Source organism: Streptomyces sp. NPDC102467, assembly GCF_044765445.1.
GTDB lineage: Bacteria > Actinomycetota > Actinomycetes > Streptomycetales > Streptomycetaceae > Streptomyces.
In genome coordinates this window covers 1-15,368 of the sequence record NZ_JBIWKA010000029.1, presented here as the reverse complement: position 1 = coordinate 15,368, position 15,368 = coordinate 1, and the positions used below count along the sequence as shown (strand labels likewise).

Sequence of the window (15,368 nt, the reverse complement as noted above, 5' to 3'; positions counted from 1 at the left end):
TCGATGCCAGGCACCACGTCATTGGCCAACGACAACGCGACCTGGGACGCGGGATACGTGTCGGCCGGGCGTGAGCTCAAGAAGCTCACCGGCTACGCGCTGCGCCCGCTGTCCAACCCGAACCCCACCGCCTACACCCAGGTCACTCAGATCTCGCTGCAGACGACCAAGGCGACCGACCTGATCAAGTGGCAGTCGGGCTACAACCTCAAGCAGCTCGCCCGCACCGGCGGCCTCAGCGACCTGACACAGATGTGGGACGCGTACGAGCGCAAGGGCTGGGTGACCAAGTCACTCCGTGACGCCATGTCCTACCGGGGCGCCGTGTATGGAATGCCCCTCTATCAGTCGTACTACGTGCTGTTCTACAACACAGAGGTCTTCGACCGGCACGGGCTGCGGGCGCCGGACACGTGGGAGGAACTGCTCCACACCGCGGAGGTGCTCAAGAAGGCCGACATCACCCCCTTCGTCGCCACCCAGAGCGGTAACTGGCCCGCGTACGAATGGTTCGAGGAGCTGATCAGCAAGGTCGATCCGGTCTTCTACGCCGACCTGATCGCGGGCCGTGCCCGGTACACCGATCCGCAGGCGCGCAAGGCCATGCAGATCTGGCAGGACTTCATGAAGAAGGGCTGGACGACCCCCGCCGACTTCGACCAGAACAACGGTCCGGCCGCGCTGAAGACCGGCAAGGTCGGCATGTTCCTGCACGGTTCCTGGCAGTCGCAGGGCCTGGCCGCCGCGGGGATGAAGCCGGGCGAGGACTTCGACGCCTTTGTCCTGCCTCCGGTCGACGCCTCCACCGAACGGTCCGTGATCACTGAAGCCGGCGTGCTCGCGGTGCCGGAGAAGGCGGTGTCGCACGACGCAGCCATGGCCAACGCGGCCCACTGGCTGAACCCCTCGGTCCAGCGTGTGTGGACGGACTTCCTCCAGGACGGCTCGGCCAATCCGAAGGCGGTCACCGCCAACCCGGTGCTCGCCCGCATCAAGGAGCGGGCTCTGCGCGAGCACTGGACCGAGCTCCCCCGGTACGGACAGTCCGGGCCCCCCAACCTCATCCAGGGAAACACCGACGACCTGGGCGCCTTCATGACGCAGGCCATGTCCCCCGAGGCGACTCTGCGCAGTATGGCGAGCCGGGCCTCCAAGGAGTGGGCCGCCTGGAACAAGGACGAATCATGACATCGGCAGTCGACAGGCGTCCCACGGAGACCACTTCACCCGTGCCGCCGTCCGTGGGCCCCGTCCGTACACCCTCGCGCAGGCTGAAGGACAGGGCCGCCGGAGCAGGCTTCCTGGCACCCGCCGTCCTGCTCGTGGCGACCCTGCTCCTCATCCCTTTCGCGGTGACCCTCTACCGCGGCTTCTTCAGCGACGGCCGCGTCTCCTCCTTCACCTGGTTCACCAACTACGGGTTGTTCCTCAGCGATCCGGTCCTCGCGAAGTCCATAGAGAACACGCTGATGTGGGTGGTCGGCACGGTCGCCCTGCCCCTGGTCCTGGGCCTGGGCATCGCGGTGCTGACCAGCCGGTCAGGGTGGTCCCGGGTGGCGCGCCTGCTCGTGGTCCTGCCGTACGCGATCTCCGGATCCGCCGTGGCCGTCGTGTGGAACTTCATCCTCACCACGGACGGCGCGGCGAACCAGGCACTCAAGGCGCTCGGTCTCGGCTCCTTCGCCCAGGGCTGGCTACTGGAATGGCCGGGCAACACCCTGGTCATGATCGTCGCCAACACCTGGCAGTCCACCGGTGTGGCAGTGATCCTCTTCCTGGTCGGTCTGCAGACCATCCCCCCGGAGACCCTGGAAGCGGCGTCGCTCGACGGCGCCGACGGCCTCCGGAAGTTCTGGTACGTGGTCGTGCCGCAGCTGCGCACCGTGTCCGTGATCGTCGTCGGCAGCAGCCTGGTCAACGGGCTGAAGTCGTTCGACCTGATCTGGGTGCTGACCCAGGGCGGTCCAGGGCGCAACTCCGAGACGCTCGCCGTCTCGATGTACCAGGAGACATTCCTCGCGCTGCGTCCCGGCGCCGGAGCGGCGGTCGCCGTCGTCCTCACCGTCATCGTGCTGCTGGCCTCCTGGCTGTATCTGCGGCGCCAGCTGACCCCGAAAGGCGCATGACCATGCCCACCCGCCGCATCTCCGCCGGAACCGCCGTCCGCAACACGGTCTTGGTCCTCGTCTCCCTCCTCTGGGCCGTGCCGACCTGGCTGCTGGTGGTCAACGCACTGGTGCCGGCCGCCGAGTACGGCGGCAGCCCGCACTGGCTGCCGCACGGGGGCTTCGGCCTGTTCGACAACATGTCGCAGGCGTGGACCCGGGCCCGGCTGGGCCCCGCGATGGGCAACAGCCTGCTGTACGCGGTGACCAGCGCGGCCGCGGCCATCGTGGTGGCCACGACCGCGGCGTTCGCCACCGTGATCATGCCCGTGAAGCGCAAGACCCTGTGGTTCTGGCTGATCTACTCGGGCACGCTGCTGCCCCTCCAGGTCTTCCTGCGGCCGCTGTTCCTCGCCTACGCGCGCACCGGCCTCTACGACGCGCAGCTCGGCCTTTTCCTGGTCTACGTCGCGGTGGCGATCCCGTTCGCGTACTTCATCATGCGCAACTTCGCCCAGACGCTGCCCGGTGAGGTGATCGAGGCGGCGAGGCTGGACGGCGCGTCCTGGTGGCGGGTCTTCTGGCAGATCCACGTACCGCTGTCCAGGTCCGCGATGGTCGCCGCGTTCGTCTTCCAGTTCGTCGCCGTCTGGAACGACCTGCTCTTCGGGATCACTCTGTCCACCAGCCGCAACATCCGGCCGGTGATGGCCGCGCTGGCCGAGCTCCAGGGCAACTACTCCAATGTCGGACCCCCGGTCGTCCTCGGTGGGGCCCTGCTCGTCTCGTTGCCGACGGTCGTTCTGTTCTTCTCCGCGCAGCGGTTCTTCGTCAGCAGCCTCAAGCTCGGCTGATCCCTTGATCTGCTGATCCCTCGATCCCCGTGTGAAAGCCCTGAGCCGCCCCCCCCGAAAGGCAGGCACCCCCGTGAAGATCCCCGCCCGTACCGCCCTCGCGCTGGCCGCCGCCCCGCTGCTGTGCGCCGCCCTGTGCCCCACGCCCGCCGCCGCACAGCCGGCAGCGGACCCTTGGAAAGACCGCGCGGCCCACACGTACGACGCACTGCAGGAGCACCTGTACCAAGGGGCGGAGGAGCACGGCCTCTACCAGGAGACGACCCCCCGACGCAGCACGGACAACGCTCACTCCTACCTCTGGCCGATGCGCGAGGCGGCCGCCGCGACGGTCGACATGGCCGGGCTCCCGGGCACCGGCAGAAACTACACCGCGGACGCGGCCGAACGCTTTGCCACGCTGGAGCTCTACTTCGAGCCCCGCGACGGACGGCCGGGCTACGACTCGTACCTCCCCGCACCGCTCGGCCAGGGTGGCGACGTCTTCTACGACGACAACTCCGTGGTCGGACTGTCGCTGCTGGACCAGTACCGCTCCACCGGCAACACCACCTACCTCCACCGGGCTGAACTGACCTTCGACATCGTCAGCCGCGGCTGGGACAACGACGCGGCCAAAGAGTGCCCCGGCGGAATGGACTGGGTCGATTCTCCGGCCAACACCATGCGTGCCGCCAATGTGACGGGACTCGCCGCCGAGCTGGCCGCACAGCTCTATCAAGAGACGCACCAGGGCCGCTATCTGACGAGTGCTCAGAAATGGTACGAGTGGAACTGGTCCTGTCTGCGCCAGTCACCGGGGCTCTACCGCAACAGCCGCGGCGACGACGGAACGATCGACAACACCCTGTGGAGCTACAACTCCGGGGCCATGATCGGGACCGCGACGACGCTCTACCAGGTGACCGGTGACCGCTCCTACCTCAAGCGCGCCGTACAGGACGCGGACGGCTCGCTCGCGTACTGGAAGCAGGGCGAGCGCCTGCACGACCAGCCGGCGATCTTCAACGCGATCTACTTCGACAACCTCCGGATCCTGACCGCAGCGCACCCCGGCCAGGACTACCGACCGGTGGAGAAGGCCTACGCGGAGCGTGCCTGGGCGGAGAACCGGGACCCGTCGAACGGTCTCTTCCGCTTCCAGCCCTCGGGTGGCGGCGACTACGACGCGTCCGCCCCCGCGGAGACGCTCGAACAGTCCGCGATGGTCCAGATCTTCGCGGGCCTCGCAACCGACGCCACCTGACCCGCACCCCTGCGGCCGCCCCACGAGCCCAACCACCACCGCCCTCCGAACGCACCGAACCGGCACCATGCCAGAGCGGAGAACACTCTCCATGTCCCGCCCCGACCTGTCCCGCCCCTCCTGGTGGGACTCCGACATCGCCCGTGACATCCTGCGCGAGCGTGGCGTGAGCGCCACCGGCGTCCTCGGCGGACACGCCGTCCGGCTCTCCTGCGAGCCACTGCTGCGTCATGACGGCGACGGCGGACTCCTGCAGTCCGTACGGGTACGGGCCGGCCGTCCCCTCACGAAGGCCCACGTCACCACCTTGTCCGGCACCTCCGTGCGCTGCGAGCTGATACCCGGGCCGGAGGGCGACACCCGACTGCTGGTCCCCGAGGTGGCTTCGCCCCTTCCGGTCCTGGTGGAGCTGCCCGAACTGGCGCCGGGAGAGAACATCGAAGTGCGGCTGACCCCCCAGCGGCACTGGACGCTGCACCTGGTGCAGCACGCCCATCTCGACATCGGCTACACGGACCCGCAGGGAACGGTGCTCGCCGAGGGCCGCAAGTACCTCGACTCCCTTCTCGAACTGTGCCGCGCGACGGACGACCGGCCCGACGCGTCGAAGTTCCGATGGGTGGTCGAGGGCTTCCTCAGCTTCGAGGACTGGTCGGCGAACCGTCCGCCGGAGCAGGTCACCCGGTTCCTGGAGCGGGTGCGCGAGGGCCGCATCGAGCTGACCGCGATGCCGTTCAACCTGCACACGGAGACCTGTTCCACCGACGAGCTGCACGAACTCCTGCGCCCTGTACGCGAGTTGCGAGAACGCCACGGCGTCGACATCAACACGGCGATGCAGACGGACGTCCCCGGACAGGTCGTCGGACTGCCCGACGTACTCGCGGACAGCGGCATCCGCTATCTCTCGGTGGCTCACAACTGGGCCGGGCGCGCGGTGCCGCACCACACCGGTGGCGGGGCGCTGCCCCGGCTGTTCAGGTGGCAGGCGCCGAGCGGCCGCAGCGTGCTGGTGTGGCGCACGGACACCCCGCACGGGCTCGCGTACATGGAAGGCTCGATCCTCGGGTTCGACGAGTCCTTCGACCGGGTGGACGACCTCCTCCCGCACTACCTGTCGGCGCTGGCCGGCCATCAGTACCCGCACGAAGGGCGCGGCATTCCCGGGTTCCCGGTCCTGGACGAGGAGTTCAAGGGCGATCCGTACCCCTGGGACATCCTGCACCTGCGGGTGCTGGGCAAGTTCGCCGACAACGGCCCGCCGCGGCGGGTCATCGCGGACACCGTGCGCCGGTGGAACGAGGAGTGGGCCTTCCCCGCCCTGCGCACCTCACGCAACGAGGACTTCTTCGCCGACGCAGAGGCCCGCCTCGGCGACAAGCTGGAGACCTTCGAGGGCGACTGGAGCGACTGGTGGGTGGACGGCATCGGCGCCGGTGCCGTCCCGCTGGCGGCCACCCGCGACGGCCAGGCGGCGCTGGCCGACGCCCAGACCGTGGCCGGGCACGCGGAGATCCTCGGTGCGACGGCCTCAGGAATCACCGCGTCGGCTCCCGAGGTCTACCGGGCGGCTTCCCTGTTCAACGAGCACACCTGGGGCGGCGGCGACCCCTGGACGCACGGCGACCACGGCCATGCGTCCGGCGAACGGCAGTGGCACTGGAAGTACGCGCAGGCACTGCGCGCACACGACGACGCGAAGACGCTCCTCGACGGCGCGGTCGCGGCACTCGGCGGCCGGCTCGCACCGCGCGCGGGCACCCTCGCCGGCTACTACGTCACCAACACGTGCAGCTGGCAGCGTTCGGAGACGGTCCGGCTGTTCCTTCCCGAGAGCACGGTCCCGCTGGAGGACGCCGTCCTGGTGCTCGACGCACGCGACGGCTCACCGCTGGAGCACACCGAGGAGGCGCAGACCAACCAGCTGCACCGGGCCGCGGGCCGTTTCCTGCTGTTCCGCCTGGCGGATGTGCCCGCGCACGGGGCGGTACGCGTGGACATCGTCGCGGGGGAGGGGACGACCTCCTCGGCCGCGACTGCCGCGGAGCCGACCGTGCTGGAGAACGAGTTCCTGCGGGTGAGCGTGGACCTGCGTGCCGCGTGGATCAGCTCCGTCACCGACAAGCGGACCGGCCGCGAACTGGTGCGGCAGGACGCGACGCTGGGGCTCAACGGCTACATGTACGACGAGTACGCCACGGCCGGCGGCTTCAACCACCAGTCCAGCAAGACCACGGCGAACGGGTCGATGCACCTCCTCGCCTCCCGGACGTCAGCCCCTCCGGCCGCGCTGGTGGACCGCTTCCGTGACGCCACCGGCGAGACGCTGATCTACGAGTGCGCGCCGGCAGGTACGGAGCTGCTGCGGGTGCGGGTACACCTGCCGCACGGGCAGGCCCGAATCGATCTGGAGAACCGGATCGTGAAGCGGGCGACCCTGACCAAGGAGAGCGCGTTCTTCGCCTTCCCCTTCGCCATGTCACAGCCGGTCGTCCGTATGGAGGCCACCGGAGGCATGACGGGCACCGGCCTTCCCACGGTGCCGGGTTCGGCGCAGCACATGCGTGCGGTGCGGCGCTGGGTGAGCTTCGAGGAGGAGGCCGTGGTCGCCGCCGTAGCCACCCAGGACGCCCCGCTGGTCCAGGTGGGCGGGATCGCGATTCCGTACGCGCCCTATCCGCAGTCGCTGGCCCAGGACGAGCCGGGCACCCTCTTCTCCTGGGTGCACAACAACATCTGGGACACCAACTTCCCCTCCGAACAGGCCTTCGATCACGTGTTCCGTTACAGCGTGGCCGTGGGACACACCCCGCACACCACCGGGCCCGAACTGGGGATGCGCACGGCCGCTGTCGGCAGCCGCCCGCTGCTGGCAGTGCGCGCGCTTGGCGAGGAGTGCGAGGAGAGGGGCGCTTCCTACGAACTGCTGAGGGTCGGCGATGCACGCGTGCGGGTCGTGGGGCTCACCGTTCCCACCCCCGGACAGGTGCTGGTCCGGCTCCAGTCCTATGCGCAGGAGCCGGTCGCCTGCCCGGTCACCCCTGGTTTTCCCGTTACGGAAATAGTGGCGGCCGACTACCTCGGCGCACCCGGTGAGCTCCTGACACCAGATACCGGCGGCACGACGATCATCGACGTGCCGACGCTGGGAACCCGGGCGGTGCTGCTGCGCCTCTGACCCCCCGAGTGGCCGACCAGTGGGTCAGTGGGGGCAGTTCACGACCGGCTCGAAGACCTGCCGCCACTGGAGTCCGCGCGGCCCGCCGAGTATTGGGAGGGCGCCGAACAGGTTGATGGCGGTCAGGTAGGCGAGCCGAAGCAGCACGAGTGCTCATCCTGCCTGCCGCACACCGGCCATGCCCCTGATCTGCGTGGACGACATTCTCGGCAGGCGCGCTGCCGCGACGTGTGCACCCAGGCGCTCCGGCCGGCCGCGGACCCTGTGGCAGGTTTGCGAGTTCGATCTCTCGCGTGGCGATCACGGTGAGCCTGTCCGAGTGTCCTCCAGGGTTGCCCTGGACGGTGTTGCCGGCGATTTCACCGGCGGGACGTTCTTCCTCTGCGGTGATCGCGGCGCGGCTCGGCCCGTGCTGTATGCCGACTCCGAGGGGCAGGCTGGGCTGATCGGCCAGAGCCTGGCCGAAGGACTGGAGATCATGATTGGACTGCCGTCTTGGCGCGACTGCCTGACGTTCTTTGGGTCCGGCGATCTGGAGGTCATGTGGACGACAGCAGCCCATCTTGGCCGCGACGAGCTCAGGGACGAACCGGGAATCGGCGCTGACCGAATGCGCCTGGCGGCGGCGCTGGACCTGAAGCTCGGGTCCGTCCCGGTCTTGCCGTCTGCATGCTGCGGTTTCCACCACCGCGCCTGATTTTGTACTCACCGTCGAGGCCGGCGACGAGTTCGCTGCCGAGGCGTCGGGTCAGTGGAGTCGGCGCCTCGTTTCTTGCACCTCGTCGATGCCACGTGTCCTGGGTGCGGGGTCCGGGCACCCGGGACGACGGCCGCAGGTGCACCGAGCGGCATTCCGACGGCCGGTACTGCGGGAGGGCAGCTGCCCAGGTGCAACGTTAGGCACCGAGCCGTGCGGACATGGTCCGGTCAACGCATGCGGTGATCCCTTAAGCGCAGCAGATTGATCACTGCCGTACGAGTTGAGCGCGAGCTCAGACGTCGGGACGGCAGGCTTGTATGAGTGCCGAACTATTCTGTGACCGATGTTCCGCAGGAACGTGTGACTCCATCCCCTTGTCCATGGCCCGCCGACTCGACGCCGGCCCGCGAGCGCGCTGCCGGTGGAGGGCCGGGCTCTCCGGACCGGAACGGTCATCCACCAGCCCCATCCAGGTCCCATACGGAGTCACGGCATTGCGCCTAGATGTTGAGACAGAGCAGCGCCACACGCCGACCGGCGGGCATGAGGCGGGCAGGCCGCCGGCCTGCACCGGCGCCGAAACGGTTCCGGCTCTCCGCGCCGAAGACAACCGTCCGGTCCGCGTCCGCACCGGTGACCTGGACGAGGCCCGGCAGATCATCGGGCGGAACTTCTACAGCAACGCCGTCGACCTGCTTCAGCCATCAGCCGTTCTCTCCGGATGTTTCGCGGTCAGCAGACTCCGCAGTGTGACACTTGGCATGTTGCAGTTCGGTGCAGATCTGCGGATGGGTTTCGGCGAGCTTGGTGCCTATCACGTCGACATACCGTTGTCCGGATCCATGGCGTGGCATCAGGGACGGCTCGATCCTCTCCAGGCAACCGTGGGCGAAGCCGCCGTCTTCCAGCCCGACCGCAGCACGGTGCTGGACCAGTGGAGCGGTGACTGCCTGATTCTGGCCGTCAAGATCGAACGCCGCGTACTGGAGCTCCAGCTGGAGCGTCTGCTCGACGCCCCGCTCCGATTGCCTCTCCGGCTGCGGCCCTCCATGGACGTGTCCCGCGGCCCTGGGCGCAGTTGGGCGCGACTGACCCGGACGGCGGCGGAGGATGCTCAGATACCCCAGGGGCTTCTCGGGCAGGAACTGCTGGCTGATCACCTGCACGAGGCGCTGGTGATCGGCCTGCTGCTGGCGGCGGATCACCCTTACCGTGAAGAACTGGCGCGGCCGGTCCCACCCAGCCGTCCCGCCCCGGTCAAACGCGCCATCGATGCCATGGAGGCGCACCCGGAGCATCCGTTCACCGTGACAGCCCTCGCGGAGATTTCCGGCGTGGGCATTCGACGGCTGCAGCAGGGGTTTCGCGAGTACGTGGGTGTGTCCCCGATGGATTATCTGCGCCGGACGCGGCTGGCCCGCGCCCATGATGAGCTGCGCTCGAAGGAGCCGGGTCAGGTGACCGTCACCGACGTCGCCTACCGCTGGGGCTTCACCCACCTCGGCCGGTTCGCCGCCGCCTATCGTCAGCAGTATGGCGTGACTCCTTCTGCGACTCTGCTCAAGAGGCGCCGCTAGGAGCCGGATGGCCAAGCGGCCTCCTTCATGGACGGATTCGCGGCCGGGCAGACACCGCGGGGCATAAAGCGAGGTACGGCTCCGCGGCGAAGTCCAGAACGCCGGCGGGGAGAAGAATTGGAGTCGTGGGGGGGGGCAACGAATGCGGTGAGCAGCAAGAGTTGCTGTCGGCGGTGCGGTCAAGCGGGTGGCCTGGTACAGGAGCACCAGGCGGTGACGCCGATGTGGCACCAGGTGTAGGCGAGAGCGTGTCAGCGCAGATCGAAGCTACCGGCGGAGCATCATGTCGGCACGAGTGCTCCAGCAGCAGCCGACATGAGGGGTGCGGTCATTCGGGTGTCGTCTTCGAAAGTTGCGGTCGCTCTCCTGGCGGATCCGGACGCGCCGACGGAGGTCGCCCAGCGCATGGCTCGCGTGCTTCCGGCCCGGCTTGCCGCCAAGTTCGGCCAAGGGCGACGGTTCGATGTCGACGTGGTGAGTGAGCCCTTCACGTCGGGCAGTAAGGACCCGTTCGAGTTGGTGCGCCGGATCAGGGACCGAGCGAGCGCGGAGAACTGGGACGTGGTCGTGGCTCTCACCGACCTTCCCCTGCACGCCGATGGACACACTTTGGTCATCGACCTGCATCACGCGTACGGCCTGGCACTGTTGTCCCTGCCTCCGCTGGGTGGCTTCCGGCTCCAGACGAGAGCCAGGCGGGCCGTAGAAGAAGCCGTGCTGGGTCTGGTGAACCCGCAGCCCAGAGGGGCTGAACGGGGACCGCGACGCCAACGGCTGCCTGCTCCTTTCGCCGGGCGTTTCACATCTATCCACCCGGACCCGGCCGGTGGCGAGGATGCGGCCGACCTTCGGTATGTCGTCAGCGGCCGACGGGGAAGTCTACGGGTGTTGGCGGGGATGGTCCGCGCCAATCGGCCGTGGCGACTGGTGCCGGGTCTGTCGAAAGCACTGGCGGCCGCGCTGGCAACCGGTGCCGTCGCCACCGTGAACTCGACCGTCTGGAGCCTGGCCCAATCTCTGAGTACGCACCGCCTCGTCATCGCCACGATCGGATCTCTCGCGACCATGATCGGATGGCTGATCGTGGACGCGCAGCTATGGCACCGCTCGTCGAAGAGTTCCCCGGAAGCGAGACAGAGGGCGAGGCTCTACAACACCTCGACGATCGTGACCGTCGGAATCGGAGTGGTTGTCTGCTACTTCGGCTTGATGGTCATCAACTTCGTGTGGGCGCTGTTCATTCTCAACGACCGCGTATTCGCGTCCCTGACGCGGTCCCCGTTGGACGCGGCGGATTACGTGACACTGGCATGGTTCGTTGCTTCGGTCGCCACCGTGGGCGGTGCGCTGGGTTCGGGTCTGGAGAGTGACGAGGCGATCCGGGCGGCCGCCTACTCCAAGCGCGAACAGGAACGCCGTCGTTCGCTGGAGAGCGACCACGACGATGAGCGGGCGATTTGAGCCGAACGCACGTCCGGCCCCGGCCGTCGGACCTCAGAAGACCGGCTGAGCGATCGGTGAAGGGTCGTCTTGCCAGAAATTGACGAGGCCCCAAGACACACGTCCATCAAAGCGATGAAGTTCCCTCGGCTTGTCGACGCCTGCCCGTATACACGGCCCTCTAAGTCTCCTGGTTCGGGGAGTAAGCATCGAGCGCTGGATGGTTGGGTGGGCGGTGACGGCCATGAGGTGCACCCGGCGGGTAGAAACGTGCATGGCCACCATGTAGTACAGGCGTCGCAGTAACACGGTGTCGACGTGGAAGAAGTTCACCGCGAGGATCGTGGAAGCTTGATGGTGCAGGAACTGGGCGCAGGTCGGTCCCGAGTGGCGGGGCGCCGGGTCGATCCCAGGTCTCTTCAGGTTTGCCCCAGCCGTCGAGGAGCCAACTAGGCGGCCAGGCGGGCGAGTTCACAGGCGATCCTGCGGTATCCCAGGGCGGGTTCTCCGCGGCCATCCGCAGCACCAGCTCCCGTATGGACGGCCAGGTCGGTGGACGGCAGGGGCCTCGGCGTTTGTAGGTCCAGCGGCGTTTGACCAGGTCGGAGTGCCGGCGCAGCGGCGTGCCCGGGGTGAGGAACAGGTGCCCTCGCACGGCCTTGGGCAGCAGCCGGGCCAGTGCCGTTATCCCTGCTCGGTCCGCCCCCGAGGGTTGTGGCCGGGCGACCTGACGGCCGCGACCGGATTGGGGGTCTCGGCCGGGAAGTTGAACGCCGCCTGCTCGGCCCTGGCCGCGTACGTGAGGGGAGACGCTGTTCTGGCGGACTTGACCTTGCCACCCCTTGCGCCGTGTGAAGCTATGCCCATGGATGACGTGAACGCTGATGCGAAGAGCAGGCTGCAGACGGACCGCCCGCACTCGGCCCGTGTCTGGAACTACCTGCTGGGTGGCAAGGACAACTACCCCGTCGACAGCGAGGTGGGCGATGTCATTCTGTCGACCTTCCCGGAATTCGCGGCCGTTGCCCGACTGCAGCGAGCCTTCCTCGCGCGCGCCGTGCGCTTCCTGGCGGCCGAGGCGGGCATCAAGCAGTTTCTCGACATCGGTACCGGGCTGCCCAGCGCCGACAACACTCACGAGGTGGCCCAGCGCATCGCACCGGACAGCAGGATCGTCTACGTCGACAACGACCCGCTGGTTCTCGCCCACGCCCGAGCCCTGTTGACGAGCAGTCCAGAGGGTGCGTGCGCGTACATATCGGAGGACGTGCGCAACCCGGAACGCATCCTCGCCGAGGCGGCGAACACCCTGGACTTCAGCCGCCCCGTCGCCCTGACCCTTCTCGGCATCATGGGGCAATTGTCGGACGCCGACCGTCCCGGCGAACTGGTCGCCACACTCCTGGAGGCGTTGCCCGCCGGGAGTTACCTGGCCCTGAGCGACGGGATCAACAGCAACGACGCCCTGAACGCGGCCGTCACCGCCTACAACGCCCAGTCGGCCAACACCTATCACCTGCGCTCACCGCAGGAGATCGCCGGCTACTTCACGGACCTGGACGTCGTGAACCCCGGCATCGTCACCACGTCGGCCTGGCGCCCGGACGACATGCAGCCCGCCGAGGAGGCCGTGGACGTCGCGTACTGCGGTGTGGCCCGCAAGGCGTGACCTCGGCGGCTGCGCGTCCAGGTCGGCCTCAGTCGCCGTGGTGCGCGCAGCCGGAGCACATTGTGGGTGCCGATTATCCGTCCGTCCAGGTCTGCGGCCTGATGGCCTTTCGAGCCTGCCCGCTGGAATGGCTCGGTTCGGAGCCGGTCCGATCGCCGGGTCGTGGCCCGTGGGCGGCATGATTGTCCTGTGCTGCGACTGGCTTGCCTTGCGATGACGAACGCCTTCGCCCTCATACGCCTGTTGTCGGTGAGCGACCGCGACAAGGACGTGGAAATCCTGGCACTGCGGCACCAGCTCGCTGTCCTGAACCGTCAGGTAGGCAAGCCGGTGTTCACTCCGGGCGACCGCACGCTGCTGGCTACGTTCCTGCACCATCTGACGATGGCGAAGCTGCGTCAACTCCAGTTGTGGGTACGCCCGGACAGGATTCTGCGCTGGCACCTTGATCTGCTCAACTCAACCGTCGGCATGCCGCGACGTGTGGACCCAAGCGCCCCGGTCGGCCGCGGACCCTGCGCTCGGTCCGGGCCCTGGTGTTGCGGTTGGCTCGGGAGAAACAGCTCGTGGGGCTGCCGCAGAATTTACGGGGAACTCGCAGCCCGGGGCATCAGGATCGTTGCTTCCACGGTGTGGGAGATCTTGAGTGAGCACGGCATCGCCCCCGCGCCGCAGCGAGACCGCGTCCCTCGGATGGACCGGCTCGGGGGAGTGCTCCACGAGTACCAACACACCGCCTGACCAGGTCGGATGAGAAATCGGCACCCACATGATCGGCGGCGCCGGCAGAGCGGCCAGGAACGCCCCATCTTCCCGAGCGAGCTTCACCTGTTCTTCTCCGAATTGCCGTTCGAGGACGGTGAGTTGGTGCCGCAGGCGAGGATCTCTGCGTCCTTGTCGCGGTCGCTCATCGGCAGCATTCGCCTTGTGGCGGACAGGTTGGTGACGGTCAGATAGGCGAGACGAAGCAGCACGAGTGCCATCCCGCCGTATACAACAGTCAGGCTCGTGATCTGCATGGACGACACTTTCGGCAGGCGCAGAACGCGGGTGACGCTGACCGATGTCTCGTCAGCGGGCAGGTCGAGTAGCGCATGGAGCTCACGGGCTCAGAATTCCCGGTCGGGGAGCTGGTTGAAGGCGTTCACGATGGCCTGGTAGACGCTGTTCGTCTCGGGCGGTTGGAAGCTCGGACTTAACGTCCTCTCAAACTTGAACAGCGCGAACGTCGTACCCATCTGATGGGTTGTCACAACCACGCTTACCATGACGAGTTGACGCCATTTCGGATGCAAGGTACACGGCAAATGCTAGCCTCCTCCCCGTATCTACAAAGGAGAGACACCGAGTGAAGAAACTACTGAGTTTCGCGTCCGTACTGGCACTCTTGACCGGAATCGCCATTGCCTCGACAACGTCCGCGCATGCCGCTACGGACAGGAGTGGGGCGGAACGGCTGAACATCCCGAACGGCAGTGCATGCAGGGCGGGCCGCACCGTCATGCAAGGCATGGTCGCGGGGCCGGGGGGCCAGCTCTACATCATTTTCACCAAGGCGGGCGGGGAGGAGCCGGTCCTGTCCAGATGGTTGCGCGACGGCTCGACCTGGGACGGTGCCAGTTGGACCTGCGCCGGGGCGCCGACCTCCATACCCGCACTCGGTCACGGCAATGACCTCGCCTACCATCCGGACTATCAGGGCCAGGGTCCTGCCTTGATTGCCACCCAAGGAAGTCAATCGGCCTACCCGAGCGCCGATGTGACGACCATTCACCTGAACTCATCAGGATCTGTTGGCGCAAGCGAGGTAGTCCATCTGCCCATCGGCAATATCAGCGGCCTCTGCTACAGCGCGACGGCGGCCGACGGAGCCGGCAAATATGCTGCCCGCCGCTTGGGTAACCTGTGGACCCATCCCGGCGCCGGTTCGCTGACGAGCGGATGGACGCTGGTGAAGAGCAACCTGACGAGTCACGACAATCGTTCCGACCAAGGCATTGACTGCTCCGAGAACTACATTTGGAACACCAAGTCCATCAACAGTTCAACGCCCGAAACCGGGTGGAACTGGGTGTACCAGTACAACTGGTCCGGAGGTGACGTGGAGAGCGATATCGGAATTCCGGGGAACAACCTGACCGACGAGCTCGAAGATGTTACCCACGTTGGGAGCGACTTCTTCGTCGGCGTCAACCGAAACGGCGGGAGCGCCGACTCCGTGAAGGTCTTCATCGAGTGAAGTCCCTCCGCAGCTGAGAACGCGGCACCGTCCAGCGATCCGCACGCGCGCGCCTCATGCGCTGTTCCCAGGTCGTACTCGCGCGTTCCGGTGAGGGCGGGATGCCGTGCTCACGAAGGATTTCCCAGACGGTGGAGGCGGCAATCTTGATGCCCAATGCTGTGACTTGGGGGCGGCCGTCGGATGCGCTGCCCGTTCCGCCAGCGCCTCACTGCAGTCGAACTTTCCGCAGCTCCCCATGCGCGCAAAACAGGCACGAGACGGTTACTGACCTTCAAAGCGTGGTGTCGGTAGGACTGACGGTTCATGATCCCTGCGGTATGCCGAGTGCATGAGGTACGCGCAAGGCGGTGGGCTGAC

At 67.3% G+C, this 15,368-nt stretch carries 11 protein-coding genes and 2 pseudogenes; 11 read left to right on the top strand and 2 right to left on the bottom strand.

The features are described 5' to 3' along the window. Positions 1-3: 3 nt before the first annotated feature. The 10 genes and pseudogenes from ACIREE_RS39400 to ACIREE_RS39355 all read left to right on the top strand — a co-directional run. Positions 4-1,188, top strand: coding sequence for an ABC transporter substrate-binding protein (locus ACIREE_RS39400; RefSeq protein WP_404163803.1), 1,185 nt, complete (start codon positions 4-6; stop codon positions 1,186-1,188). Further along, positions 1,185-2,126, top strand: coding sequence for a carbohydrate ABC transporter permease (locus ACIREE_RS39395; protein WP_404163800.1), 942 nt, complete (start codon positions 1,185-1,187; stop codon positions 2,124-2,126). The genes ACIREE_RS39400 and ACIREE_RS39395 overlap by 4 nt, the downstream gene beginning before the upstream one ends. Before the next feature lie 2 nt (positions 2,127-2,128). Next, complete coding sequence (locus tag ACIREE_RS39390; protein ID WP_404163797.1) at positions 2,129-2,959, top strand: carbohydrate ABC transporter permease; 831 nt, start codon at positions 2,129-2,131, stop codon at positions 2,957-2,959. A 73-nt stretch (positions 2,960-3,032) separates the two neighbouring features. Continuing rightward, the gene (locus ACIREE_RS39385; RefSeq protein WP_404163794.1) at positions 3,033-4,205 is read left to right on the top strand and encodes a glycoside hydrolase family 76 protein; all 1,173 of its coding nucleotides are present in this window, start codon (positions 3,033-3,035) and stop codon (positions 4,203-4,205) included. A 91-nt stretch (positions 4,206-4,296) separates the two neighbouring features. Further along, the gene (locus ACIREE_RS39380) at positions 4,297-7,383 is read left to right on the top strand and encodes an alpha-mannosidase (RefSeq protein ID WP_404163792.1); all 3,087 of its coding nucleotides are present in this window, start codon (positions 4,297-4,299) and stop codon (positions 7,381-7,383) included. Positions 7,384-7,576: 193 nt separating this feature from the next. Next, positions 7,577-8,080 carry a hypothetical protein gene (locus ACIREE_RS39375; RefSeq protein WP_404163790.1) on the top strand — a complete coding sequence of 168 codons (504 nt, stop codon included), beginning with the start codon at positions 7,577-7,579 and terminating at the stop codon, positions 8,078-8,080. 497 nt (positions 8,081-8,577) lie between these two features. After that, the gene (locus ACIREE_RS39370; RefSeq protein ID WP_404163787.1) at positions 8,578-9,660 is read left to right on the top strand and encodes an AraC family transcriptional regulator; all 1,083 of its coding nucleotides are present in this window, start codon (positions 8,578-8,580) and stop codon (positions 9,658-9,660) included. A gap of 405 nt (positions 9,661-10,065) precedes the next feature. Further along, positions 10,066-11,121 (top strand): hypothetical protein, encoded by a 1,056-nt coding sequence (locus ACIREE_RS39365; protein WP_404163784.1) that lies wholly within the window; start codon positions 10,066-10,068, stop codon positions 11,119-11,121. A gap of 838 nt (positions 11,122-11,959) precedes the next feature. After that, positions 11,960-12,769, top strand: coding sequence for an SAM-dependent methyltransferase (locus ACIREE_RS39360; RefSeq protein ID WP_404163782.1), 810 nt, complete (start codon positions 11,960-11,962; stop codon positions 12,767-12,769). A 213-nt stretch (positions 12,770-12,982) separates the two neighbouring features. Further along, positions 12,983-13,450: pseudogene (locus ACIREE_RS39355) on the top strand (integrase); the annotation flags it as partial. 143 nt (positions 13,451-13,593) lie between these two features. Here the strand turns inward: ACIREE_RS39355 and ACIREE_RS39350 are convergent. Further along, a complete protein-coding gene (locus ACIREE_RS39350) occupies positions 13,594-13,788 on the bottom strand; it encodes a hypothetical protein (RefSeq protein ID WP_404163780.1) in 195 nt (64 codons plus the stop codon). A 329-nt stretch (positions 13,789-14,117) separates the two neighbouring features. On the opposite strand from ACIREE_RS39350, the gene ACIREE_RS39345 reads away from it, so the two are divergent. After that, positions 14,118-15,008 carry a hypothetical protein gene (locus ACIREE_RS39345; protein WP_404163777.1) on the top strand — a complete coding sequence of 297 codons (891 nt, stop codon included), beginning with the start codon at positions 14,118-14,120 and terminating at the stop codon, positions 15,006-15,008. A gap of 52 nt (positions 15,009-15,060) precedes the next feature. Here ACIREE_RS39345 and ACIREE_RS39340 read toward each other — a convergent pair. Beyond that, a pseudogene (locus ACIREE_RS39340) lies at positions 15,061-15,177 on the bottom strand (integrase); the annotation flags it as partial. Between the last annotated feature and the right edge of the window lie 191 nt (positions 15,178-15,368).

Coding starts and splice junctions, on each gene's coding strand:
- ACIREE_RS39400 (WP_404163803.1), top strand. CDS start 4: ATGCCAGGCACCACGTCATTGGCCAACGACAACGCGACCTGGGACGCG.
- ACIREE_RS39395 (WP_404163800.1), top strand. CDS start 1,185: ATGACATCGGCAGTCGACAGGCGTCCCACGGAGACCACTTCACCCGTG.
- ACIREE_RS39390 (WP_404163797.1), top strand. CDS start 2,129: ATGCCCACCCGCCGCATCTCCGCCGGAACCGCCGTCCGCAACACGGTC.
- ACIREE_RS39380 (WP_404163792.1), top strand. CDS start 4,297: ATGTCCCGCCCCGACCTGTCCCGCCCCTCCTGGTGGGACTCCGACATC.
- ACIREE_RS39365 (WP_404163784.1), top strand. CDS start 10,066: ATGGCTCGCGTGCTTCCGGCCCGGCTTGCCGCCAAGTTCGGCCAAGGG.
- ACIREE_RS39360 (WP_404163782.1), top strand. CDS start 11,960: ATGCCCATGGATGACGTGAACGCTGATGCGAAGAGCAGGCTGCAGACG.
- ACIREE_RS39350 (WP_404163780.1), bottom strand. CDS start 13,788: ATGCAGATCACGAGCCTGACTGTTGTATACGGCGGGATGGCACTCGTG.